The organism is Stakelama marina (assembly GCF_018122655.1).
GTDB lineage: Bacteria > Pseudomonadota > Alphaproteobacteria > Sphingomonadales > Sphingomonadaceae > Sphingomonas > Sphingomonas marina.
Map to the genome: position 1 here is coordinate 977,195 of NZ_JAGRQC010000001.1, position 22,751 is coordinate 999,945.

Here is a 22,751-nt window from a genome sequence, read left to right on the forward strand (position 1 = left end):
GCGCGCTGCCGCGTTCAACCATGACCGACCAACAGGAGGCGATCATGGTGCAGGCTCCCGCCGGAAAGCTCTACAACCCGGCCGACAGACTCGACGAACCGAAGCGCAAGCGCGGATGGTGGCTGGCAGGGCTTGGCGCCATCGGCGCGCTGGCCGCGACCGGGCTGCTCCGCAAACGCAAGCGCGGTTCCGGGCACAAACACGCGCATCAGGCCGACGGCACCGATTCGAGCGGCTCGTTCGAAGCAGGCATCGCTGACGAGGGGACGATCCCGGAGGCGATGTGATCGCCGCTATTTCGGTACCAGCGCGAAATCGACCCAGACGTTGATCTGCTGCCGCATCTCGCCGCCCGCGACCGGTGGCGGAGGTGGTGGCGGAGGGGGCGGAGCGCCGACGCGCGAGGCCGTCACCGTCACATAATTGACCGGCCGTGCCGAATTGCCGCGCTCGCTGACGCGTATGACGCGCGACACACGCATTCCCAGGCTGTCGGCATAGGTCGCTGCCTCGGCACGCGCTTTCGCGATCCCGTCGCGCCTTGCCGCGTCCAGCGCGTCATGATCGTCGAGTAATGTCAGATTGGGGCCGGACACCGAATTGGCGCCCGCACCGAAAGCGGCATCGATCACTTTCGAAGCCTTGCCAAGATCGGTCACCGTCACGCTGACGCTGTTGCGCGCGACATAGCCGGTGATACGCGCCTGCCCCTGATAATCGTTCGCGCCGTCACGCGCGAAACGCGGACTCACATTGATTTGCTGCGTGCGGATATACCGGTCTTCGATCCCCGCGGCCTTTATCGCCGCCACGACCTTCGCCATGTCGGTGGCATTGGCGCCCGTCGCCTCGCGCGCGGTCGTTCCCGTGCTCACCACACCAACGCTGATCAGCGCGGCGTCGGGCAGCGTCACCGTCTCGCCCTGCGCCTGTACCTCCAGCAGCGTTTCGCCCGGTTGCAGCGCCAGATCGGCCGCCTGTATTCCCGATGTCGTCGTCAACAGCGCGCATGTCGCAAATACAAGCCCTCGCATCGGCACCTCGCTGTTGGTCGGTGCCGACGATGCGCCTGCGCGCGAAGCCTCGTCAAGCGGCCAGGAAGTCGGCGATCGTGCGGCCCAGTTCGGGGCGGGTGACGGCGCTCATGTGATTGCCCGGCACCTCCCGGTAGATCGCGTTCGGCATCAGCTCGGAAAGCGCCTCGGCCGAACCGTTGTCATGGTCCTCGGCACCCGACAGCACCAGCGTCGGCTGCGCAATCTCCGCGATTGCTGCTTCGGGTGTGTCGACAAAGGTATCGAGCACGCGAAGCAGCGCCTTGGCGTCGCCGTTCGTGGTCTTCAGGAACGCCTCGGTCATGAACTCTGGCGTCCCGCGCTCGAAACTGCCCAGACTGTTGAGCACCTTGCGGAAATATTCGCCGCGTCCGGCGGTATCGACCAGCCCGGTCAGCCCCATGCCGGAAATCACCACCTTGCGCGGCGCAGCCCCGCCATTGGCGAGCATTCGCACCGTCGTCCGTGCGCCCAGCGAATATCCGCCCAGATCATAATCGCTCAGCCCCAGCTGCGCGATCAGCGCCAGCCCGTCCTGCATCAACACATCGGGGGGATAATGCGCCGCGTCATGCGGCTTGGCGCTGTCACCGTGCCCGCGGAGATCGGGCATGATGACGCGAAAGCCCGCATCGGCCACCTTCTGCGCATGGCCGTATTTCAACCAGTTGACCGCCGCGTTCGAGAAATAGCCGTGGATCAGGACGACGGGCCGCCCCTCGCCTATCTCGCGCCAGGCAAGCTGGGTGCCGTCAAAGCTTGAAAAGAAGTGTGGTGCTGGAACTGGTTCGCTCAACGGAAATGCTCCGGTTTTCGGTGTCGTCGCCCGCCTATCGCGTGGCACCGCCGCTGTCGAGCCGCCGCTGCGCGGCGTGCAACGATGATTGTGCACTGCGCAATCTGATAACGGGTGGCAATATATAAGCATGCTTACTATATCGCCCGTCATGACCGAAACGCTCGGATTCCTGATCAGCGACGTATCGCGCCTCCTGCGCCGCCGGTTCGACGAGCGCGCACGGACCATCGGCGTCACGCGTCCGCAGTGGCGCGCGCTGACCGTGCTCGCCCGCAACGAGGGCGCGCATCAGGGCACGCTCGCAGAACTGCTTGAGGTCGAGCCGATCTCGCTGTGCCGCATGATCGACCGGCTGGAAGAGGCCGGTCTTGTCGAGCGCCGCCGCGATCCCGCCGACCGCCGTGCATGGCGCATCTATCTGACCGACAAGGCCAAGCCCGTCATCGCCAAGCTGAAGGTGATGGGTCAGGAACTCACCGAGGCCGCGCTGGAGGGCATTTCCGATGCCGACCGTGCCCGCCTGACCGCATCGATCCAGGCGATCCGCGCCAATCTAAACGTCACCGACGATATTTCCGAAGAGACCGCCAATGGCTGAAGCCGACCCCAAGATCCGCGCCGAAGATTCGCCGGCGATCGACTATCCTGCCGAGCCGGAGGAATTTGCCGCCGGTGCCGCCGTCGCGCCCGACAGAAAGAAGCGCCGGTGGAAGCGCCCGCTGCTGATGATCTCGCTGCCGCTGATCGTGGCGGCGATCGCCGGCTATGTCTGGCTGACTTCGGGCCGCTTCGTCTCGACCGACAACGCCTATGTTTCACAGGACAAGGTTGCGGTGTCGAGCGATGTCGCCGGCCGCATCGTCAAGGTCGACGTCGATGAGAACCAGCATGTGAACAAGGGCGACCTGCTGTTCCAGATCGATCCCGACCCGTACCGCATCGCGCTCAATCAGGCGAATGCGCAGATCGCCGACGCGCAGGTCCAGGTCGCGACACTCCGGTCCAACTATGCCGGCACCAGCGCCGATATCGAGGCTGCCCGCGACCGCATCCAGCAGGCTCAGGAAGATTATGACCGCCAGGCGGCGCTGATGAAGCGCGGCTTCACCACGCGCGCGCGGCTTCAGGAAGCGCAGCACGCCGTCGAACAGGCCAAGGCGCAGCTCCAGAGCGCGCAGGCCAGCGCGGCCGAGGCAAAGGCCAAGCTGTCGTCCGGTTCGGCCGTTCCCGGCGAGAATCCAGCGATCGCCGCGGCCAAGGTCGCCCGCGACAAGGCGCAGCTCGATCTCTCGCGCACCAAGGTCTATGCCCCCGTCGCCGGCACCGTGACGCAGACCGACCGGCTGGTCGTCGGCCAGCAGATGATGACCGGCCTGCCCGCCGTCACCATCGTCGCCGACAACCGCTCGTGGATCGAGGCCAACTTCAAGGAAACCGACCTTCAGAAGATGCGCCCCGGTCAGCCCGCGGAAATCACCTTCGACGCCTATCCCGACGTCAAGCTGAAGGGCCATGTCGCCAGCATCGGCGCGGGCACCGGATCAGAATTCTCGGTCATCCCGGCGCAGAACGCGACCGGCAACTGGGTGAAGGTCACGCAGCGCGTACCGGTCCGCATCGCCATCGACGACAAGAGCCCGCGTCAGCTGATCGCCGGCATCTCGGCAAGCGTGACGGTGGACGTGCGCGACCATGGCCAGCGCTAATTCGGCTTCCAGACCCGGCGCGGCGGCACCCTCCCCCGCCTCGCGCCAGGCTGCGGCGGCGCCCAAGGCTCCCTCTCGGGGCGTCGCCGCACTTCCCGTTGAAAATCGCGGGCTGCTGACCGTCGGCGTCATGCTGGCGACGATCATGCAAATCCTCGATTCGACGATCGCCAACGTGGCGCTGCCGCACATGCAGGCCTCGCTCGGCGCCACCGCCGATACCGTCACCTGGGTGCTGACGAGCTATATCGTCGCCTCGGCGATCGCGATTCCCGCGGCGGGCTGGCTGTCGGACAAGATCGGGTCGCGCAACCTCTTCATCTTCTGCATCGTCGGCTTCGTCGCCTCGTCGATGCTGTGCGGCCTCGCCACCGGCCTGACCGAAATGGTCGCGTTCCGCTTCGTCCAGGGCACCTGCGCGGCGTTCATGAACCCGCTCAGCCAGACGGTGATGATGGACATCAACCCGCCCGAAAAGCAGGCGCGCGCGCTGTCGATCTGGGGCATGGGCATCATGATCGGCCCGATCCTCGGTCCCGTGATCGGCGGCTGGCTGACCGAAAGCTATAACTGGCGCTGGGTCTTCTACATCAACGTACCGCTCGGCATCGCCGCCTTCGCGATCCTGTGGGCACTGCTCCCTTCGCGGCCGCAGCGCGAGCGCCAGTTCGACCTGTTCGGATTTTCGATGCTCGCCGTCGCCGTTGCCGCCTTTCAGCTCATGCTCGACCGTGGTCAGAACCAGGACTGGTTTTCGTCGTGGGAGATCATCGTCGAGGGCCTCGTCGCGATCTCGTGCTTCTGGGTATTCCTCGTCCACCTATTCACCGCGAAGAACCCGCTGTTCGACAGGGAAATCCTGCGCGACCGCAACCTGATGACCAGCGTCGCCTTCATGCTCGTCGTCGGCATGGTGCTGATCGCGACGATGGCGCTGCTGCCGCCGATGCTCCAGACGCTCTATGGCTATCCCGTGCTCGACACCGGCTTCCTGATGATGCCGCGCGGTGTCGGCGTGTTGATTTCGATGTCGATCGCGGGTCAGCTGCTCCAGCGCAATTTCGACGCGCGCATCCTTGTCGGGACCGGCCTGGTCATCGCGATCTGGTCGCTCTACGACATGACCGGCTGGACGCTGATGATGGGCACGATGCCCTTCATTCTGACCGGCCTGATTCAGGGGCTTGGCCTCGGCCTGATCTTCATCCCGCTCAACACGCTCGCCTTCGGCACGCTCGACCCGCAATACCGGACAGAGGGCACCAGCCTGATGAACCTCGCGCGCAATGTCGGCGCGTCGGTCGGCATCTCGGTCGTCACTGCAGAGCTTGCCCGCAATCTCCAGCAGAGCCATTCGGACATCGCCCAGCACATCACGCCGCAGGCATTCCCGTTCGATCCCGGTCTTGCCCAGGCGCTGGGCAGCGCCGGCGACGCCGCGGCGGCGATGGTCAATGGCCTTGTAACCCAGCAGGCGGCGATGGTCGCGTATCTCGACGACTTCAAGCTGATGATGGTGATGACCGCCGTCGCGATCCCGCTGGTGTTCCTGCTGAAGCGCCCCGAAGCCCGTCAAGGCGCCAAGGCCGAGCCGGTGGACATGCACTGACGCACAACTCGGCACCGTCACCCCGGACTTGATCCGGGGTCCACGGCGCTACGCCAACCTGAACGAGCGCGGCGAATGTGCCTGCCTCGATGCCGGATCAAGTCCGGCATGACGGCTGGAAGATGCGCCTATGCTGCGCGACAGTCCCTACGCCGCCTTCTTCAAATGCCGCCGCCCGAGCAGTTCCGCGATCTGCACCGCGTTCAGCGCGGCGCCTTTGCGCAGATTGTCGCTAACGCACCATAGCGCGATGCCGTTGTCGACGGTGGGGTCGTCGCGCACGCGGCTGATATAGGTCGCATATTCGCCGACGCATTCGACCGGGGTCACATATCCGCCGTCCTCGCGCTTGTCGACGAGCATCACGCCCGGCGCCTCGCGCAGGATTTTCTGCGCATCCTCGGCCGACAGCTCTTCCTCGAACTCGATGTTGAGCGCTTCGGAATGGCCGACGAATACCGGCACGCGCACGCAGGTGGCGGAGATCTTGACCTTGGGGTCCATGATCTTCTTGGTCTCGACGACCATCTTCCACTCTTCCTTGGTCGATCCGTCTTCCAGAAAGACGTCGATGTGCGGAATGACATTGAAGGCGATCTGCTTGGTGAACTTCACCGCTTCGGGCTGGTCGCCGACGAAGATGTTGCGGCTCTGCTCGAACAGCTCGTCCATGCCCGATTTCCCGGCGCCCGACACCGACTGATAGGTCGCGACGACGACGCGCTTGATCTTCGCCGCATCGTGCAGCGGCTTCAGCGCGACGACCATCTGCGCGGTCGAGCAATTGGGGTTGGCGATGATGTTCTTCGCGCGATAGCCGTCGATCGCTTCGGGGTTCACCTCGGGCACGATCAGCGGCACGTCCGGGTCCATGCGATAGAGCGACGAATTGTCGATCACCGTACATCCCGCGGCGGCGAATTTGGGCGCGTAGATCTTGGTCGCTTCCGATCCGATGGCGAACAGCGCCATGTCCCAGCCGGTGGGATCGAAATGCTCGATATTCTTGATCTTCAGCTTCTTGCCGGTCTCGCCATATTCGACCTCGTCACCGGTCGAACGCGACGACGCCAGCACGGCGATCTCGTCGGCCGGAAATTCGCGTTCGGCAAGGATGTTGAGCATTTCGCGCCCGACATTGCCGGTCGCGCCCGCCACCACCACACGATAGCCCATTGTTCTTGTGCTTCCCTTCTCGATCGTTCGCGTGCGCCCTATCGCGGCAACGCGCCGCTTGCCAACAAAAATACGTTTGCCGGGGCAAAGACGCACGATTTGTGCTAAGACATGCGCCTGCGATCGCACATGGCGACGCATCCGCCAGACATCAAGCCGACGGAGAGAATGTTGGGAGAATAGGTCATGGCTATCACGAGCGATATCGGCGCCACCGCACCCGAAACCGGGCATTCGCGGATACGAACGATCACGTCCGCCGATCTGAGCGCCGCACTGCGCGACGGCTGGGCGGATTTCTCGGACAGACGCGGCGACCTGATCCTGCTCGGCCTGCTCTACCCGCTTGTCGGCTTCCTCGCCGTGATGGCCAGCCTCGGCACCTTCCGCCTCGACATGATCTTCCCCGTCTTCGCAGGGCTGACGCTGCTCGGCCCGCTCGTCGCCACCGGCTTCTACGAACTCGCCAGGCGGCGCGAGGCGGGCGAGGATGCGAGCTGGAACCACTTTTTCGATGTCATGCAAAGCCCGTCCTTCCCCGCGATGCTCGGCATCGGCGGCGGGCTGTTCCTAATATTCGGGTTCTGGATGATCGCGGCAGCGGGTATTTATGCCGTGTTCCTCGGCGAGGTTCCCGACACGATCGGCGGCCTGCTTTCGCAAGTCTTCGGCACATCGGCAGGCTGGCAGATGATGATCGTCGGCAATCTTGTCGGGCTTGTGCTCGCGCTCGTCGTGCTCGCCGTCAGCACCGTCTCGCTGCCGATGCTTGTCGATCGCAATGTCAGCGCGGCCGAAGCGGTTTCGACCTCGGTCGCCGCCTTCCGTGCGAACACCGCGGTCATGCTGCGCTGGGGACTGATCGTCGCGGCACTGCTGGTGCTCGGCGCGATCCCGCTGCTCATCGGCCTCGCTGTCGTGCTGCCCGTGCTCGGCTACGCGACATGGCACCTCTATACGCGGCTGGTCGAACGAGAGACGGGGATCCGCTGACGCCGATCCCCGCCGTGCCCGTTATTTCCGGTTCTTCACCGTGCGGTCGAAGAAGTTGAAGATCGTCGTCCAGACATGGATGTCGCTACCCGCGGTATGCGTCTTGCCGGGGTAGAACATCATTTCGAACGGAACGTCGGCGGCCTGCAGCTTCGCCGCCAGCAGCGTCGAGTTTTCGAACACCACATTGTCGTCCGACATGCCGTGGAGCAGCAGCATCGGATCGGCGATCTTCGGCGCATCGGCGATGGCGTCGGCCGCGGCATAGGCTTCGGGCACCTTGTTCGGATCGCCCATATAGCGTTCGGTATAGTGGGTGTCGTACAGTTCCCACTTGGTCACCGGCGCGCCCGACACACCCGCTGCGTACACGCCCGGATTGGCCTCGAGCATCTTCAACGTCATGTATCCGCCATAGGACCAGCCATAGGTCCCGATACGCTTCGGATCGACGAAGTCGAGCGACTTGAGATAGTTCGCACCAGCAAGCTGGTCGCGCACCTCGACCGATCCCATCGCATGCCAGATCGCGTCTTCGAACTCGGTGCCGCGATTGGCCGATCCGCGATTGTCGATCTGGAAGAAGATATAGCCCTTGTCGACGATATACTGGCGCATCGGCCCGCCCCATGCGCGGCTGACGGTCTGCACATGCGGTCCGCCATAATGCTGGAACCAGACCGGGTATTTCTTCCCCGGTTCGAGCGGCGGTGTGATCATTTCCCAGTGCAGCACCGCGCCGTCATCGGTCGTGATCGTGCCGAATTTCGTCTCGCGGTGGCTGGCGAGATAGGGATGATAGGGATGGTTCTCTGCCTCGACGCTGTTCTGGCTGATCCATTCGAGACGCTGCCCGTCGGCATCAGCAAGATAGACCTGCTCGGGCTGGTCCGAATTCGACCGCGTGACGATCATCCTGCTGGCATCGGCATCCATCTTGGCGCTGCTCCACCAGCCCGCCTGCGTCAGCCGCGTGACGACGCCCGGATTGGCCAGATCGACCGAATAGACGTCGCGCTCCAGCACATCGTCCTTGTTGGCGGTGAAATAGACGCGCCCCTTGGTCTGATCGACGCCGACCAGACCGGCCACGTCCCAGTCGCCCTCGGTCAACTGCGTCCATTTTCCGGCATTGAAGCGGTAAAGGTGACCGTGTCCGTCGCGCTCCGACCACCAGATCAGGCTGCCGTCCCTCAGCGGGCGATAGGCGTCGGACAGGTTGATCCAGCTATGTTCGGCGGCCTTTTCGCTGAACAGTATCTGCGACGCGCCCGAAATCGGGTTCACGGCAAGCATGTCGAGCTCCGTCTGCGCCCGGTTCTCGCGCTGGACGAGCAGCGTGCGCCCATCGGGCGTCCAGTCGACCCGCGCGAGATAGATATCGGGGTCACTGCCCAGATCGACCTTCACGCGGCCCGTCCCGTCGGGCTTCATCACATAAAGCGAGACCGCGACGTTTGGCGTGCCCGCCGCCGGATAGCGCTGGTTATACACCTTCGTCCCGTCGGCGCCGATCGCCGCGCGCGTGACGACGCCGACGGGCGCCTCGTCGAAGCGTTCGACCGCGATGCGCTTGTCGCCTGGCGACCACCAATATCCGGTCGAACGGTCCATTTCCTCCTGCGCGACGAATTCGGCCTCGCCCCAGTGAACGGTGCCCTTGCCGGTCTTCGTCACGTCGCGCGCATCACCGCCGCCGATCGGCTGGACGAAAAGATTCTGGTCGCGCACGAAGCTGACATAGCCGCCATCGGGGCTGATGACCGGGTTCAGCTCGCTCGTCTTGGTATTGGTCAGCCGCCGCACGGACCCGTCGATCCCCGCCAGGTACAGGTCGCCGTCGAGCGGCACGAGCAGCGACTTGCCGTCGGGCGCCCAGTCATAGGCGACGATCCCCTTCAGGTTGGTGATCCGCGCCCGCTCGCGCTGCATCTTCTCGGCCTCGGTCAGCTCGGCCCCGGTGCCGACCTTTTTCGAATCGACCAGCATCCGCCAATCGCCCGTGGTCGTGTCCATCGCCCACAGGTCGTACCGGTCCTTCTCGTCGGGCCGGTTGCGCAGCACCGTGACGAGCTTTCCGTCGGGCGACAGCTTCAGCGCGCGCGGACTCGCACCCGACAGGTTCGGGCTGCTGAACAACCGGTCGAGCGTGAGCTTCTTCGCGGTCTGCGCCTCTCCTCCCGCATCGGCCGGGCTGGTCGCGACTGTTGGATTGGCGGGCGTCGCCGGCTCTTGCTGTTCAGCCGCCATCGCCGACCCTCCCACCATCGCCACTGCCAGCCCGAACAGCCATATCCGCATGCCTTCAATCCTCGAAGAAATAGGCGCCCGCGACTGCAAGCGCATGGTGCCGTGCGTTATTGCCGGGCAAAGGTTCCGCGTAAAGGCCGCGCTTTGGCAACGCCTCGCCGCGCTTGCGGCCAGTCATCGCCTGAAAAAGCCGGTTGGACGCAACGCGGCTTGACCGCCAGCCGCCCCCAATCCAGCCGCGAGACGTATCGTTTTTCCGCGCTGCCGCCATTTCGGCGGGCGGCGCCTCCAGCGTAAAGTCGAATCCTGCATGCGTTTTCCCAACCCGTTCAAGTTCCGGTCGCACGACATCGCCATCGACCTCGGCACGGTGAATACCGTCGTTTATGCCCGCGATCAGGGCATCGTTCTCAACGAACCGTCGGTCGTCGCGCTGGAGACGCGCGCCGGCGTCCGCAAGGTCCGCGCGATCGGCGCCGATGCGAAGCTGATGCTCGGCAAGACGCCCGACAATATCGAAACCATCCGTCCTTTACGCGACGGCGTGATCGCCGACATCGATGTCGCCGAACAGATGATCAAGCATTTCATCGCCAAGGCGCATGGCGGCAAAAGCCGCCTGCCCCGCCATCCCGACATCGTCGTCTGCGTCCCTTCGGGATCGACGATGGTCGAACGCCGCGCGATTCGCCATGCCGCGACCAATGCCGGCGCGGCGAAGGTCTTCCTCGTCGAGGAACCGATGGCCGCCGCGATCGGCGCCGGCCTTCCGGTAAGGGAGCCGGTCGGCGCGATGGTGGTCGATATCGGCGGCGGCACGACCGAGGTTGCGGTGCTCTCGCTCCAGGGGCTCGCCTATTCGAACTCGGTCCGCGTAGGCGGCGACAAGCTCGACGAGGCGATCGCCTCCTATATCCGGCGCAAGCACAATCTGATGGTCGGCGAAGCGACCGCCGAACGCATCAAGCACGAGATCGGCACCGCGCGAATGCCCTCGGGCGACGACATCCCCGTCATGCGCGTCAAGGGCCGCGACCTCGTCGCAGGCGTCCCCCGCGAAATCGGCGTCGACCAGAGCGAGATTGCCGAGGCGATTTCCGAACCGGTCGGCCAGATCGTCCATGCGGTGATGGTCGCGCTCGAAAACACCGCGCCCGAACTCGCCGCCGATATCGTCGAGCACGGCATCGTCATGACCGGCGGCGGCGCGCTCCTCCGCGACATCGACAGCGTGATGGGAGAGGCCACCGGCCTTCCCGTCGTGGTCGCCGAGGATGCGCTTATCTGCGTCGCGCTTGGCGCGGGCCAGGCGCTTGAGGACCCGACGCTCAAGGGCGTTCTGATAGAGGCCTGAGCCGATTGAACATCGGCCGCAGCCGGTGCGTTGAGGCTGTATGAGCAGAGCTTTTGTCAAGGAAGATTCCGACGCCCCGCCGCCCCCGCCGCTGCCGCGAACCGTCAGCGATGCGCCCAACCGCGTGACCCCGCGCGGCCTCCGCCTGATCGAGGAGGAGGTTGCCCGGCTCGAGCAGCAACTTGCCGCAGCGGACGAGGAGGGCCGCCCGCTCATCGAGCGCGATCTCGACTATTGGCGCCTGCGCCGAAACACCGCCCATGTCGAACGCCCGCCCGAAGACGCATCGTCGGTGGCCTTCGGCACCCAGGTAGATCTCATCCGCGACGGCAAGCCGATGACGATCCGCATCGTCGGCGAGGACGAGGCCGATCCGAAGACCGGCGACATCGCCTGGACCTCTCCGCTCGTCACCGCGATCGAAGAACTCAAACCCGGCGACACGACCGAATTCGAAGCCGGCGGCCGCATCCAGGAACTCGAAATCGTTTCGGTTTCGGCTGTCGATCGCTGACGCGGTGGTGACGAGCGGCGTACAATCGTATCGATAGAAGGTCGTCGACTTCCTGAACCGTCGCACGAAATATGCTTGCCTTTCGCGAAAGGTCGTGAAAGTTATATCCCTGATATAAGGGGGATTTTCATTTGGTTCGCGCTGAAATGTTGCGGAGGGGCGCTGCCTCCGCACTCGCCATTGGTATCGTCACACTTACCGCTTCGTGCGGCGGCGGCGGAGGAACGACCCCGACGCCAACCGCTGCGAACCACGCACCTGCCTTCACTTCGGCAGCAAGCGCCTCGGTCGTCGAAAACAGCGATGGCGTGGCCTACACAGCCACTGCGACCGATGCCGATGGCGATCCCGTGGCGATCACCATCTCGGGCGGAACGGATGCCAATGCGTTCGATCTGACCGATGGCGATCTGACCTTCGTTTCAAGACCCGACTTCGAACGACCGGACGACGCCAATGGCGACAATATCTACAACGTCACGCTGACGGCATCCGACGGCAAGGGCGGCAAGACTTCGCTTGCAGTCAGCGTAGAGGTCACGAACGATCACGAAGGCGTCAATCTTTCCAAAATAGCGGACGGGTTCGGCACCGACGCCGTGATTGCCGCTCGTACCGACAAGAGCGGCCTCATCGTCATTTCGCAGGACGGCTCCGTGCATCAAGTCGACGCTGCGACCGGGACTGTCAGCGACATCGGCAACGTGTTCAAGGCAGGCGAAACAGGGCGTGTTCTCGCTGTCGCCGATTTCAACCGATACGGCGTCGCAATGCTCGACATCGCTTCGCGTGGAGTGATCGTTCGCTCGGTCCCGCTTCTGGATTCATTGAACCAATATACGATCGATGCCCAAATGGCGGCACCTTCGACAATGTAGGCTCGCGGTACCCTGTTTATCGGCGGCGACGGCTTCCTGTTCGGCGCGCTTGGCGATCCGTCTGGCAACTTCGCGCAGGACGCGGCGTCAGGCTATGGCAAATTTTATCGGGTGCAGGTCGATCCCTATTGTGGGGCGTCATTCTATACCTACTGCATTTCCGCAGAACTGTTCGGCGACGGGGTTCATGCCCCGGCGGGTGGAGGCGCATTCCAGGGTTACAGCTTTCTCCTCGACCGTGGGACCGATCAGCAGGAGGAAGTCGACTATTTCAATCAGAATGCAAGGCCTCTCGATTTCGGCTGGCCCTATCGCGAAGGCACCTATGAGCGCGTTGCCAATCCTCCGGCGGCCGTCATCGGGCCATCGCTTACCTATGCGCATGGCGACGGGACTTTCGACGGCACGGGTCTTACGGGCGGCATCGCATATTCGGGTTCGATCGGCAGCCTCGACGGTAAGGTGATCGTGACCGACGAAACCGGAAAGTTCTTCACCTTTCCCGCCACATTCCTTTCAGACGGTTTTTTGCACCGGGCAGACGAAATGGAAAACCATACCGCCGATTTCACGCCCGAATCGGGGGCTATAAAGCGCCCCGCAGCAATTGTTCGCGACTATGCAGGCCGTCTGTTCGTACTTGGTGGCGACGGGGCGCTGTACGGCACCAACTGATCCCGCGCGCTACCGCGACATGCAACGAAAAAGGGCGCGGAAGCCATCGCTTCCACGCCCTTTTCATGTCGCAGCGCGAACCGCTTATTCGGCGGTCGCGGCTTCCTTGGCCGGGCGCGTGTCGCGGCGCTCGGCGATGCGGGCGGCCTTGCCGGTGCGGCCACGCAGATAATACAGCTTGGCGCGACGCACGGCGCCCTTGCGGACCACCTGGATCGAATCGATGTTCGGCGAATAGAGCGGGAAGACGCGCTCGACGCCCTCGCCGAACGAAATCTTGCGAACGGTGAACGACGAACCCATGCCGCGGTTCGAACGCGCGATGCACACGCCCTCGAAATTCTGAACGCGGGTGCGCTCGCCTTCGACAACCTTCACACCGATCTTGACGGTATCACCGGCGCGGAAATCGGGAATCTGCTTCGCCTCGTTGAACTTGGCGATCTGCTCCTGCTCGAGCGTCTGGATAAGGTTCATGGTATTCGCGTCCCTAATCTTTTCGCTGCGCACCAGAGGGAGACACGGCCCGAGCGCCCTCGTGGCGCTCCCAAAGGTCCGGCCTCCTTAGCCGTGTATCTTCCGCGGCCCTGGCGTTGCGCCATGCCGCGATCTTCGCATGATCCCCCGATCGCAGCACTTCGGGGATCGTGCGCCCTTCCCATGTCTGAGGTCGGGTATATTGCGGATATTCGAGCAGACCCGTTTCGAAGCTCTCCTCGACTCCGCTTGAAGCCGCGCCCATTACGCCGGGAACGAGGCGAATGCAAGCGTCGAGTAGCACCAAAGCGCCCATTTCTCCGCCCGACAGCACATAATCGCCGATCGACACCTCTTCGATCTCACGCCCTTCGAAAATGCGCTCGTCGAACCCCTCGAACCGCCCGCACAGCACCGCCACCCCCGGCCCGGCCGCCAGTTCGCGCACGCGTTCCTGCTTCAACGGCTTGCCGCGCGGCGTCATCGCCAGCATCGGCACCTCGGCGGTCACGCTGTCAACTGCACGTGCCAGCACATCGGCGCGCATCACCATACCGGCACCGCCACCCGCCGGCGTTTCATCGACGGTACGATGCTTGTCCTCGGCAAAATCGCGAATCTGCACGGTGTCGAGCGACCACAGCCCCGCTTCCAGCGCACGCCCGGCAAGCGAAATTCCCAGCGGGCCGGGAAACATCTCCGGGTAAAGCGTTAGAACGGTGGCGGCGAAGGTCATGCGCGCTCCTTCGCCGCTCGCCGCCGCAATGGCAAGGGTATGCGAGGATATGGACGCAATCGACGACTGCATCATCATCGGCGCCGGGCCTGCGGGCCTGACCGCGGCGATCTACCTTGCCCGCTTTCATCTGAAGATCCGCCTGTTCGATTGCGGCAGCAGCCGCGCCGCGCTGATCCCCAGGACGCGCAACCATGCCGGCTTTCCCGACGGAATTGCGGGCATCGAGCTGCTGCGCCTGATGCGCGAACAGGCGCGCAAGTTCGGCGCGGTGCGCGTCGAGGGTGAAGTCACGCAGATCAAGCCCGAAGACGACGGCAACTTCCTGGTTGCCGTCGGGGCCGAGGGCTATCAGGCGCGCAGCGTGCTGCTCGCGACCGGCGTCATCAACCACCGCCCCGACATCGACGACGCGCTCCATGATGAAGCGCTCGCCGCGGGCCTCGTTCGCTACTGCCCGGTCTGCGACGGCTATGAGGTCACCGACCGGCGCGTCGGCGTCATCGGCACCGGCGACCACGGGATGCGAGAGGCGCTGTTTATCCGCGGCTATACCGGCGATGTGACGCTGATCTCGCCGAATGCTGAGCACGACCTCGATCCGGAATGCCAGCGCGCGCTCGACGATGCCGGAGTCGCGCAGGTCGCAGGGCCTTGCGGTGGCTGGTCGATCGAGGGCGGTCGGCTCGCGCTGGACACCGCGCGAGGGCGCATGGCCTTCGACAGCGTCTATCCCGCGCTAGGCTCGACGATCCGTTCGCAACTTGCCATCCATGCCGGCGCGCGGGCGAGCGATGAGGGCTGTCTGGAGGTCGACGCGCATCAGCGCACGACCATCCCCGGCCTGTACGCAGCAGGCGACGTTGTGCTCGGGCTCGACCAGATAAGCCACGCGATGGGCGAAGCCGGAGTCGCCGCGACCACCATCCGCAACGACCTCGACCAGCGCCGTCCGATCAGGCGCTAGACGGCGTTACCCGTCCGGGCAGGCGCGCGTGGTGATCTTGGTGATATTACCGCTGGCGTCACGTTCGACCTGGCGGCTGGCGGTGCAATCCTGCCCGCCGACCTTTCCCGTCTCGCGCAGGAACGCCCAGACGAACATGATCGCCGCGCCCAGCACGATCGCGTAGATCAGACGCCTGCGAAATATCGGCTTGTCGCTCATCGGGCCTCCCCTGCCACGCTGCTCCGCGACGATTAGCGGCAGTGGGCCCGCCGTCGCAAGCATGCGCTGTCGACGCGCGGCTCTTCAACCGTGGCCGAATGCGCGCACCACCGACAGCATCAGGTAATAGAGCCCGCCCGACAGCGTCATCGCCACCGGCAGCGTCAGGAACCACGCCAGCCCCATATTGCGGATCGTGCGCCCCTGCAGCCCCGCCCCTTGCCCGACCGCTGCGCCCGCGACGCCCGATGTCAGGATATGCGTCGTCGAAACCGGCAGCCCGTATTTCTCGGCGAGCAGGATCGTCGATGCGGCGACGAATTCCGCCGACGCGCCCATGCCATAGGTGAACTCGGTCTTGCCGATGCGTTCGCCGACCGTGCGCACGATGCGCTTCCATCCGACCATCGTGCCCAGGCCAAGCGCGATCGCCACGATAACCTTCACCCAAAAGGGGATGAAGCGCGTTCCCGCTTCCAGCATTGTCTGGAACCTGTCGATCGTCTTCAGATCGGTCGCACTGAACCTCTGCGACGTCTCCACCGACTTGGTGATCAGGCGGCTTGTATCGAGCACCAGATACATGTCGTTGCGCAGGTTGCGCGTCGCCTGCGCGGGCACCTTCGACAGCGCGCCATAATGTTCGACCGACACGCTCAACTCGTGCGACACCGTGCCGAGCGCGGCATAGACGGCGGGGCTGTCCGCCTTGCGCTTCTGCAGCGCATCGGCCAGCACCTTGCGCGCATCGACGATCGGAACGTTCGCACTGCCGCTACGTCCTTCGAACAGTTGCGACGCCTGATTGGCGACCTGCACGAAGCTTGCCGTCTCGGCGGCGGGCATCGTCCGGTTGAGCGCATACGCGGTGGGCGCGCAGCCGATCAGGATCAGCATGATGAGCCCCATGCCCTTCTGCCCGTCATTGCCGCCATGCGCAAAGCTGACGGCGGTGCAGGTGAAGATCAGCAGCGCCCGGATGCCCCGCGGCGGCTTGTCCTGCGCGGTGTGCGGCGCCTGAAGCAGCACCTGCTTCTTGGTCCGACGCGAAATCACGCGGATCGTGAACATCAGCACCAGCGCCGCGCCGAAGCCGAGCATCGGCGAGAACAGCAGCGCCGACAGCACCTTTTCCGCCTGCCCCCAATCGACGCCCGCCGTGCCGCCCTTGCTCCCCGCCTCGATCAGCTGGTTGGCAAGGCCGACGCCGAGGATCGACCCGATCAGCGAGTGGCTCGACGAGTTGGGCAGCCCGACATACCAGGTCGCCACGTTCCAGATCACCGCCGCCAGCAGCAGCGCAAAGATCATCGCGAACCCCGCCGCCGACCCGACGTTCAGGATCAGTTCGACCGGCAGCAGCGTGATGATCGAATAGGCGACCGCCCCCGACGACACCATCACGCCCAGAAAGTTGAACGCGCCCGACCATATCACCGCGACGGCGGGCGACATCGACCGCGTATAGATCACCGTCGCCACCGCGTTCGCCGTGTCGTGGAATCCGTTCACGAATTCGAATCCCAGCGCGATCACCAGCGCCAGCCCCAGAAAGGCGAACACGCCGAGCGCCAGCGTCTCGCCCACGCCGCGCGTGTCGGACAGCACGCTCGTCGCGGCATAGATCAGCCCGCCGACAAGCGTGCCGGCAAATATCCAGGTGGCGATCGGGCGGTTGGGAGTGTCGAGGCGGATTCGACCGGCCTCGGATGATTGCGGTATCGCAGCGGTTGCCATGCGCCAGCGCCTGCGCCTCGCATGTGAACTTATTATGACGCCTGCCCCCCGCGGCGAAATCGGCACGGCCAACCTGCCGCTTGCCCCGCGCGCCCGCGTTCCCTAACTGTTCGCAGGTGACCGAGCTTGCCCCCACCCCGTCCGAACCGCCCTATCTGCGCGGCCTGAACGAGCCGCAGCGAGAGGCCGTGCTCACCACCGACGGCCCCGTCCTCGTCCTTGCCGGCGCGGGCACGGGCAAGACCGCCGCGCTCACCCGCCGCCTCGCCCACATCCTCTACCAGCGCAAGGCGTGGCCGTCGGAGATCCTCGCCGTCACCTTCACCAACAAGGCCGCGCGCGAGATGAAGGAGCGCGTCGGCCATCTCGTCGGCGACGCGGTCGAGGGGATGCCCTGGCTCGGCACCTTCCACGCGATCGGCGCGAAGATGCTGCGCCGCCATGCCGAGCTTGTCGGGCTGCAGTCGAACTTCACCATCCTCGACACCGACGATCAGAAGCGCCTCCTGAAACAGCTCATCCAGGCAAACGACCTCGACGAGAAGCGCTGGCCCGCGCGCCAGCTCGCCGGGTTGATCGACAATTGGAAGAACAAGGGGCTGACCCCGAAGGACCTCGACGCCGGCGAGTCCGAGCAATATGCAAACGGCCGCGGTCAGGAGCTGTACCAGCAGTATCAGGATCGCCTCCGCGCGCTCAACGCCTGCGATTTCGGCGACCTCCTCCTCCACATGCTCACCATCCTCAAGGAGCATCGCGAGGTGCTGGAACAGTATCAGCAGCGCTTCAAATACATCCTCGTCGACGAATATCAGGACACCAACGCCGTCCAGTATCTCTGGCTGCGCCTCCTCGCCCAAGAGCGAAAGAACATCGCCTGCGTCGGCGACGACGACCAGTCGATCTATTCGTGGCGCGGCGCGCAGGTCGAGAATATCCTCAAGTTCGAACGCGACTTCCCCGGCGCAAAGGTCATCCGCCTCGAACAGAATTACCGCTCGACCCCGCACATCCTCGGCGCCGCATCGGGCGTCATCGCCAACAATGGCGGCCGCCTCGGCAAGACGCTGTGGACCGAGCTAGACGCGGGCGAAAAGGTGCAGGTCACCGGCGTCTGGGACGGCCCCGAAGAGGCCCGCCGCGTCGGCGAGGAGATCGAGAGCGCGCAGCGCGGCGGCGCCAGCCTCGACGACATCGCCATCCTCGTCCGCGCGCAGCACCAGACGCGCGAGTTCGAGGACCGCTTCATCGCCATCGGCCTGCCCTATCGCATCATCGGCGGCTTCCGCTTTTACGAACGCGCCGAAATCCGCGACGCGCTCGCTTACCTGCGCATCGTCAATCAGCCCGCCGACGACCTCGCCTTCGAACGCATCGTCAACACCCCAAAGCGCGGCCTTGGCGACAAGGCGGTGGCGCAGATCCACCAGCTAGCACGCGCGGAGGGCATCCCCCTCCTCACCGCCGCCGCGCGCCTGATCGGCACCGACGAGCTACAGGCCCGCGCCCGCAACTCGCTCGCCGCGTTCATCGGCGACATCGCCCGCTGGCGCGACATGGCATTCAGTTCCTCCCCAAGCTCGCTTGGAGAGGGGGACCGCGCGGAGCGCGGTGGAGGGGCCGGCGAAGCCGGAACGCCGTTCGCCGACGCCATCCCGCACCCTGAACTCGCCCGCATCATCCTCGACGAAAGCGGCTACACCGCGATGCTGCAGGCGGACAAATCCGCCGAATCCGCCGGCCGCCTCGAAAACCTGACCGAGCTTGTCCGCGCGATGGAGGAATATGAAACGCTCGGCGCGTTCCTCGAACATGTCAGCCTCGTCATGGACAATGACGCGGTGCAGGAGGATGCGAAGGTCACCATCATGACCATCCACGCGGCCAAGGGACTCGAATACGACACCGTGTTCCTCGTCGGCTGGGAAGAAGGCCTCTTCCCCTCGCAGCGCGCGCTCGACGAAGGCGGCCTCGCCTCCCTCGAAGAGGAGCGCCGCCTCGCCTATGTCGCGATCACCCGCGCGCGCCGCCGCGCGGTCATCCTCCACGCCGCCAACCGCCGCATCTACGGCCAGTGGAACAGCAGCCTGCCGAGCCGCTTCGTCGGCGAACTGCCCAAGGAGCATATCGAGGAGGAAACGACTATGACCGGCGGCGAGAGCCTGTGGCGCGCCAACTGGTCCGAACATAGCGATCCCTTCGCCGACACCAGACGCGGCACCGGCAGAGGCCCCGGCTGGCAGCGCGCGGCGGGCAAGATCGGCGGCGAATGGACCAGCCGCACCTTCACCCGCGAACCCACCCGCGTCCTCGAAGCCCGCGCCAGCGCCGTCAGCCTAGGCAACAAGGGCCGCGACGATATTGCGGTGGGGATGCGCGTCTTCCACCAGAAATTCGGCTATGGCCGCGTCGAGGAAATCGAAGGCAACAAGCTGGAGATCGAGTTTGAGAAGGCGGGGCGGAAACGAGTGATGGATAGTTTCGTGACGGTTGGGTGAGGTCGGATTAATTTTTCTGATTAAGATTATGAACGTTACCTGATCCTTTAGTGGCATGGGCCTTATCCCACACAAGGTCGTTCATCATCGTGGTAGCTCTCATTGCTTCCGTCAGAGAATAGACTGACAAAAATAATATTATAGCCAAAATCCACTTGGATATTTCAGCCCCAATAGGAAGAAGAAGCGATATAAGCCCTGCAAAGCTCATAATTGCCGCAGACGCTAGAGTGATATGCACAAGTGATATAAACATAATATGCAAATCGAACATATTATATCGCTTTAGGAATTCAGAAAACTCTTCTTCCGATATCGCATCATAAATACGAGAAAAAGCATTCCAGCCCACAGCTAACAGCAACGCGTTGAACGCGAGAATGCCGCCGTAAAGCGTAGCCATCGCGCCAAGATTATCACTTCTCCAAGCGGTGTCCGGAACAAATCTTGACACACCTATCCCAACCGCCAATGTCAAAATCATTCGAACAGGAATAAATGCCCGATATCCGCGCTTTTTAGCGGATATCTGCAGTGCCTTGGCAAAGGTTTGGGCCAAACTAGGCCTAGACGGAATTTCATCCATAGAATTTGATGAGTGTTCGGGCGATTTCCTGTCTGCTGGTTGCACCATCATCGCCGTCCTCAAACATAATTTTCAAAAAGCGGGGCTTTTCCCGTTCGGCAAAGTTCTTAGCTTTGTCCATGTGGAATTTAGGTTTTGGCACGCGCGCTTCGTCGCCATCCGGTGTATACGCGCGACCACCACTCTGCCCGTAACCGGCATCCACCATTTCTTGGGTCTCAGATACTGAACCGCCATTGGCAGCCATGGTTCCTCCCTTAGCAGGACGTAGCCGCCCCGAATCGGTTGCAACCTTGTCGGCCTTCATAGCCTCCGAGCGCATTTCGTTATAGTCTGACAGCCGGATGGGGTTAAGCGGTCGGACAACATAGTCGTACTGTATCAACTCCCAGGTGGTGAGCACCTCACTGTTCCCCGTCAGCGCCAATGGCACAGATTTGAGGTTGTGATTTAAGGAGGATTTGGGCTTCGTCGTAGTGACGAAGGAACGAAGATGAAGCCCAAATCCTCCAATGCAAAATCGCCTGCCGAGCAGGTGGTCAAGGACATCCGCCGCAAGACCCGTCGGCACTTCTCAGCCGAAGACAAGATCAGGATCGTGCTTGAAGGCTTGCGCGGTGATGACAGTATCGCCGAGTTGTGCCGCCGCGAAGGGATTGCGCAGAGCCTGTATTACACCTGGTCCAAGGAGTTCATGGAGGCTGGCAAGCGCAGGCTCGCTGGCGATACGGCACGTGCCGCGACCACAGACGAGGTGAAGGATCTGCGCCGCGAAGCCCGCGATCTGAAGGAGTGCGTGGCCGATCTCACTTTGGAGAACCGGCTGCTCAAAAAAAGCATCATCGCGGATGGGGACGACGACGCATGAGGTATCCCGCATCCGAGAAGCTCGAGATCATCCGGATCGTTGAGCAGTCGCATCTGCCCGCCAAGCGCACGCTGGACCAGCTCGGCGTGGCGCGGCGGACCTTCTACCGCTGGTATGACCGTTATCTCGAAGGCGGACCGGGGGCACTGGCAGACCGGCCATCGACGCCGAGCCGGGTGTGGAACCGTATTGCGCCCGAGGTGCAGGACCAGATCGTCGAGATGGCGCTGGAGCAGACCGAGCTGTCCCCACGCGAACTGGCGGTGCGCTTCACTGACGAGAAGCGCTACTTCGTGTCCGAGGCCACGGTTTACCGGCTGCTCAAGGCCCATGATCTGATCACCAGCCCGGCCTACACCGTGATCAAGGCGGCAGAAGCGTTCCACACCAAGACCACCCGCGCCAATGAGATGTGGCAGACCGACTTTACCTACTTCAAGATCATCGGATGGGGCTGGGTCTACCTCTCGACCGTGCTCGACGACTTCTCGCGCTATATCATCGCCTGGAAGCTGTGCACGACGATGAAGGCTGAGGACGTCACCGACACGCTGGACATGGCGCTGGCAGCCTCAGGCTGCGACCATGCCAACGTGCTGCACAGGCCGGGCCTGCTCAGCGACAATGGCCCCAGCTACATCGCGGGCGAGCTGGCCGAATACATCGAGGCCAACAGGATGAGCCATGTGCGCGGTGCGCCCTTCCATCCGCAGACCCAGGGCAAGATCGAGCGCTGGCACCAGACCCTGAAGAACCGGGTACTGCTGGAGAACTACTTCCTGCCCGGTGATCTCGAACAGCAGATCGAGGCCTTCGTCGAGCATTACAACCACCAGCGCTACCACGAGAGCCTCGACAACGTAACGCCCGCCGATGCCTACTTCGGCAGAGCGCCGGCCATCATCAAACGAAGAGAAAGGATCAAGCGAAAGACACTCGCATATCGGCGCTTGCAACACCGCAGGCTGGCCGCCTAAACATCAAACCGAGACGAGGCCCGCACTCCGCTGATCTACGCCGCGAGTTGTGCCAAATGTTCTGACGACGGACACACCTCACGAGCTTCTGCATCGCTTAAGTGAATTACAGACACTTCGGCATCGTCAAACACTGACTTCGCAATCGACCCCAGAGCCTTCGCCGCAACCCTCTGCGGAATATTATGTTCGCCAGTTCGGTCCTCGATGGCCATGCAGCCCAGCGTTGGAACAGCGATTATGTGCGCCGACTTGATGTGATCGTCAGGAACGACGTTAGTGGTTCGCTTCTGCTTTCTGGAATCGTAACCTGATTTCGTTCGATACCCCGGCTGATACCCGATATAAAATTCAACCGCATTCAAGCCGTCGGCTTCGAAAGGATCCACCTCCATAAGAAGTGCATTTGCGTTTGGCCGTTCGCCGCGGGTCGGATGCTCCATCCGCTGCCCCTGATTTTCAGCTAGAAACGAAAGCTGACCAGATTCGTCCAAAATTTGACCATCTGCCTCGATCTGATACCTACAGAAAAGATACGGACGTCGAGCCATTAAGAATTCCTCCCCGATATTTCGAATAAAGTGCTGATATCGTTCGTTGTCAAATTCAGCACAAAAACGGTCTAGAAATTGTTGATACCACTCCGTGAGTACCGTGATCTGCGAGTTCGCCACCCCCCTTCCGGAACCCGCCCC

At 63.3% G+C, this 22,751-nt stretch carries 23 protein-coding genes; 12 read left to right on the forward strand and 11 right to left on the reverse strand.

Features of this window, described 5'->3' with window-relative positions; genetic code table 11:
- Nucleotides 1-20: 20 nt before the first annotated feature.
- Entirely contained in the window at nt 21-287 is a 267-nt protein-coding gene (locus J7S20_RS04575) for a hypothetical protein (protein WP_284053039.1), read from the forward strand.
- Nucleotides 288-293: 6 nt separating this feature from the next.
- Here J7S20_RS04575 and J7S20_RS04580 read toward each other — a convergent pair whose 3' ends face one another.
- Together J7S20_RS04580 and J7S20_RS04585 are read right to left on the reverse strand one after the other, a co-directional pair.
- Nucleotides 294-1,001 (reverse strand): SIMPL domain-containing protein, encoded by a 708-nt coding sequence (locus J7S20_RS04580; RefSeq protein WP_284053040.1) that lies wholly within the window; start codon nt 999-1,001, stop codon nt 294-296.
- Nucleotides 1,002-1,086: 85 nt separating this feature from the next.
- Nucleotides 1,087-1,851 (reverse strand): alpha/beta fold hydrolase, encoded by a 765-nt coding sequence (locus tag J7S20_RS04585; protein WP_430980903.1) that lies wholly within the window; start codon nt 1,849-1,851, stop codon nt 1,087-1,089.
- A 151-nt stretch (nt 1,852-2,002) separates the two neighbouring features.
- On the opposite strand from J7S20_RS04585, the gene J7S20_RS04590 reads away from it, so the two are divergent.
- Genes J7S20_RS04590 through J7S20_RS04600 form a run of 3 tightly spaced genes read left to right on the forward strand, consistent with a single transcriptional unit; the run spans nt 2,003 to nt 5,169 of the window.
- The gene (locus J7S20_RS04590; protein WP_284053041.1) at nt 2,003-2,452 is read left to right on the forward strand and encodes a MarR family winged helix-turn-helix transcriptional regulator; all 450 of its coding nucleotides are present in this window, start codon (nt 2,003-2,005) and stop codon (nt 2,450-2,452) included.
- A complete protein-coding gene (locus tag J7S20_RS04595) occupies nt 2,445-3,560 on the forward strand; it encodes an HlyD family secretion protein (protein WP_284053042.1) in 1,116 nt (371 codons plus the stop codon). The genes J7S20_RS04590 and J7S20_RS04595 overlap by 8 nt, the downstream gene beginning before the upstream one ends.
- Complete coding sequence (locus tag J7S20_RS04600) at nt 3,547-5,169, forward strand: DHA2 family efflux MFS transporter permease subunit (protein WP_284053043.1); 1,623 nt, start codon at nt 3,547-3,549, stop codon at nt 5,167-5,169. Before J7S20_RS04595 ends, J7S20_RS04600 begins: the two co-directional genes overlap by 14 nt.
- A gap of 147 nt (nt 5,170-5,316) precedes the next feature.
- Here J7S20_RS04600 and J7S20_RS04605 read toward each other — a convergent pair whose 3' ends face one another.
- Nucleotides 5,317-6,345 carry an aspartate-semialdehyde dehydrogenase gene (locus J7S20_RS04605; RefSeq protein ID WP_284053044.1) on the reverse strand — a complete coding sequence of 343 codons (1,029 nt, stop codon included), beginning with the start codon at nt 6,343-6,345 and terminating at the stop codon, nt 5,317-5,319.
- A gap of 186 nt (nt 6,346-6,531) precedes the next feature.
- Here J7S20_RS04605 and J7S20_RS04610 point away from each other — a divergent pair, with 186 nt between their 5' ends.
- Complete coding sequence (locus J7S20_RS04610; protein ID WP_284053045.1) at nt 6,532-7,338, forward strand: DUF2189 domain-containing protein; 807 nt, start codon at nt 6,532-6,534, stop codon at nt 7,336-7,338.
- 21 nt (nt 7,339-7,359) lie between these two features.
- Here the strand turns inward: J7S20_RS04610 and J7S20_RS04615 are convergent, their stop codons facing one another.
- A complete protein-coding gene (locus J7S20_RS04615; protein ID WP_284053046.1) occupies nt 7,360-9,639 on the reverse strand; it encodes a DPP IV N-terminal domain-containing protein in 2,280 nt (759 codons plus the stop codon).
- Between the two features lie 259 nt (nt 9,640-9,898).
- Here J7S20_RS04615 and J7S20_RS04620 point away from each other — a divergent pair, with 259 nt between their 5' ends.
- The 4 genes from J7S20_RS04620 (at nt 9,899) to J7S20_RS04635 (ending at nt 13,009) form a co-directional block, all read left to right on the forward strand.
- Nucleotides 9,899-10,942 (forward strand): rod shape-determining protein, encoded by a 1,044-nt coding sequence (locus J7S20_RS04620; protein WP_284053047.1) that lies wholly within the window; start codon nt 9,899-9,901, stop codon nt 10,940-10,942.
- Nucleotides 10,943-10,982: 40 nt separating this feature from the next.
- The gene (locus J7S20_RS04625; RefSeq protein WP_284053048.1) at nt 10,983-11,456 is read left to right on the forward strand and encodes a GreA/GreB family elongation factor; all 474 of its coding nucleotides are present in this window, start codon (nt 10,983-10,985) and stop codon (nt 11,454-11,456) included.
- A gap of 146 nt (nt 11,457-11,602) precedes the next feature.
- On the forward strand, nt 11,603-12,334 hold the full coding sequence (locus tag J7S20_RS04630) for a hypothetical protein (protein WP_284053049.1): 732 nt from the start codon (nt 11,603-11,605) through the stop codon (nt 12,332-12,334).
- 111 nt (nt 12,335-12,445) lie between these two features.
- Complete coding sequence (locus J7S20_RS04635) at nt 12,446-13,009, forward strand: hypothetical protein (RefSeq protein WP_284053050.1); 564 nt, start codon at nt 12,446-12,448, stop codon at nt 13,007-13,009.
- Between the two features lie 84 nt (nt 13,010-13,093).
- Here the strand turns inward: J7S20_RS04635 and rplS are convergent, their stop codons facing one another.
- Nucleotides 13,094-13,486: a 50S ribosomal protein L19 gene (gene rplS, locus J7S20_RS04640; protein ID WP_284053051.1), complete on the reverse strand. Its 393-nt coding sequence runs from the start codon at nt 13,484-13,486 to the stop codon at nt 13,094-13,096.
- 13 nt (nt 13,487-13,499) lie between these two features.
- Entirely contained in the window at nt 13,500-14,222 is a 723-nt protein-coding gene (trmD, locus tag J7S20_RS04645) for a tRNA (guanosine(37)-N1)-methyltransferase TrmD (RefSeq protein ID WP_284053052.1), read from the reverse strand.
- A 49-nt stretch (nt 14,223-14,271) separates the two neighbouring features.
- Here trmD and J7S20_RS04650 point away from each other — a divergent pair, with 49 nt between their 5' ends.
- Nucleotides 14,272-15,189, forward strand: a complete 918-nt coding sequence (locus J7S20_RS04650; protein ID WP_284053399.1) for an NAD(P)/FAD-dependent oxidoreductase — start codon at nt 14,272-14,274, stop codon at nt 15,187-15,189.
- Between the two features lie 6 nt (nt 15,190-15,195).
- Here J7S20_RS04650 and J7S20_RS04655 read toward each other — a convergent pair whose 3' ends face one another.
- Both J7S20_RS04655 and J7S20_RS04660 read right to left on the reverse strand, forming a co-directional pair.
- Nucleotides 15,196-15,390 (reverse strand): hypothetical protein, encoded by a 195-nt coding sequence (locus tag J7S20_RS04655; protein WP_284053053.1) that lies wholly within the window; start codon nt 15,388-15,390, stop codon nt 15,196-15,198.
- A gap of 84 nt (nt 15,391-15,474) precedes the next feature.
- A complete protein-coding gene (locus J7S20_RS04660; RefSeq protein ID WP_284053054.1) occupies nt 15,475-17,127 on the reverse strand; it encodes an inorganic phosphate transporter in 1,653 nt (550 codons plus the stop codon).
- A gap of 116 nt (nt 17,128-17,243) precedes the next feature.
- Between J7S20_RS04660 and J7S20_RS04665 the strand changes: the two genes are divergently transcribed.
- On the forward strand, nt 17,244-19,625 hold the full coding sequence (locus J7S20_RS04665; protein ID WP_284053055.1) for an ATP-dependent helicase: 2,382 nt from the start codon (nt 17,244-17,246) through the stop codon (nt 19,623-19,625).
- A 7-nt stretch (nt 19,626-19,632) separates the two neighbouring features.
- On the opposite strand, the gene J7S20_RS04670 is transcribed toward J7S20_RS04665, so the two are convergent.
- Together J7S20_RS04670 and J7S20_RS04675 are read right to left on the reverse strand one after the other, a co-directional pair.
- Complete coding sequence (locus J7S20_RS04670) at nt 19,633-20,211, reverse strand: hypothetical protein (protein ID WP_284053056.1); 579 nt, start codon at nt 20,209-20,211, stop codon at nt 19,633-19,635.
- On the reverse strand, nt 20,204-20,614 hold the full coding sequence (locus J7S20_RS04675; protein WP_284053057.1) for a hypothetical protein: 411 nt from the start codon (nt 20,612-20,614) through the stop codon (nt 20,204-20,206). The genes J7S20_RS04670 and J7S20_RS04675 overlap by 8 nt, the downstream gene beginning before the upstream one ends.
- Nucleotides 20,615-20,704: 90 nt before the next feature.
- Here J7S20_RS04675 and J7S20_RS04680 point away from each other — a divergent pair.
- Nucleotides 20,705-22,056, forward strand: a protein-coding gene (locus J7S20_RS04680; RefSeq protein WP_284053058.1) for an IS3 family transposase whose coding sequence is annotated in 2 segments (ribosomal slippage) — nt 20,705-21,040 and nt 21,043-22,056 — 1,350 coding nt in all. Because the reading frame shifts where the segments join, the coding sequence is not laid out codon by codon here.
- A 35-nt stretch (nt 22,057-22,091) separates the two neighbouring features.
- Here the strand turns inward: J7S20_RS04680 and J7S20_RS04685 are convergent.
- Nucleotides 22,092-22,730, reverse strand: a complete 639-nt coding sequence (locus J7S20_RS04685; protein ID WP_284053059.1) for a hypothetical protein — start codon at nt 22,728-22,730, stop codon at nt 22,092-22,094.
- Between the last annotated feature and the right edge of the window lie 21 nt (nt 22,731-22,751).

What these genes read in the sequence shown, in the direction of transcription:
- J7S20_RS04575 (WP_284053039.1), top strand. Translation starts at nt 21, where the DNA reads ATGACCGACCAACAGGAGGCGATCATGGTGCAGGCTCCCGCCGGAAAG.
- J7S20_RS04590 (WP_284053041.1), top strand. Translation starts at nt 2,003, where the DNA reads ATGACCGAAACGCTCGGATTCCTGATCAGCGACGTATCGCGCCTCCTG.
- J7S20_RS04595 (WP_284053042.1), top strand. Translation starts at nt 2,445, where the DNA reads ATGGCTGAAGCCGACCCCAAGATCCGCGCCGAAGATTCGCCGGCGATC.
- J7S20_RS04600 (WP_284053043.1), top strand. Translation starts at nt 3,547, where the DNA reads ATGGCCAGCGCTAATTCGGCTTCCAGACCCGGCGCGGCGGCACCCTCC.
- J7S20_RS04605 (WP_284053044.1), bottom strand. Translation starts at nt 6,345, where the DNA reads ATGGGCTATCGTGTGGTGGTGGCGGGCGCGACCGGCAATGTCGGGCGC.
- J7S20_RS04610 (WP_284053045.1), top strand. Translation starts at nt 6,532, where the DNA reads ATGGCTATCACGAGCGATATCGGCGCCACCGCACCCGAAACCGGGCAT.
- J7S20_RS04615 (WP_284053046.1), bottom strand. Translation starts at nt 9,639, where the DNA reads ATGCGGATATGGCTGTTCGGGCTGGCAGTGGCGATGGTGGGAGGGTCG.
- J7S20_RS04620 (WP_284053047.1), top strand. Translation starts at nt 9,899, where the DNA reads ATGCGTTTTCCCAACCCGTTCAAGTTCCGGTCGCACGACATCGCCATC.
- J7S20_RS04625 (WP_284053048.1), top strand. Translation starts at nt 10,983, where the DNA reads ATGAGCAGAGCTTTTGTCAAGGAAGATTCCGACGCCCCGCCGCCCCCG.
- J7S20_RS04630 (WP_284053049.1), top strand. Translation starts at nt 11,603, where the DNA reads ATGTTGCGGAGGGGCGCTGCCTCCGCACTCGCCATTGGTATCGTCACA.
- rplS (WP_284053051.1), bottom strand. Translation starts at nt 13,486, where the DNA reads ATGAACCTTATCCAGACGCTCGAGCAGGAGCAGATCGCCAAGTTCAAC.
- trmD (WP_284053052.1), bottom strand. Translation starts at nt 14,222, where the DNA reads ATGACCTTCGCCGCCACCGTTCTAACGCTTTACCCGGAGATGTTTCCC.
- J7S20_RS04650 (WP_284053399.1), top strand. Translation starts at nt 14,272, where the DNA reads ATGGACGCAATCGACGACTGCATCATCATCGGCGCCGGGCCTGCGGGC.
- J7S20_RS04655 (WP_284053053.1), bottom strand. Translation starts at nt 15,390, where the DNA reads ATGAGCGACAAGCCGATATTTCGCAGGCGTCTGATCTACGCGATCGTG.
- J7S20_RS04660 (WP_284053054.1), bottom strand. Translation starts at nt 17,127, where the DNA reads ATGGCAACCGCTGCGATACCGCAATCATCCGAGGCCGGTCGAATCCGC.
- J7S20_RS04670 (WP_284053056.1), bottom strand. Translation starts at nt 20,211, where the DNA reads ATGGATGAAATTCCGTCTAGGCCTAGTTTGGCCCAAACCTTTGCCAAG.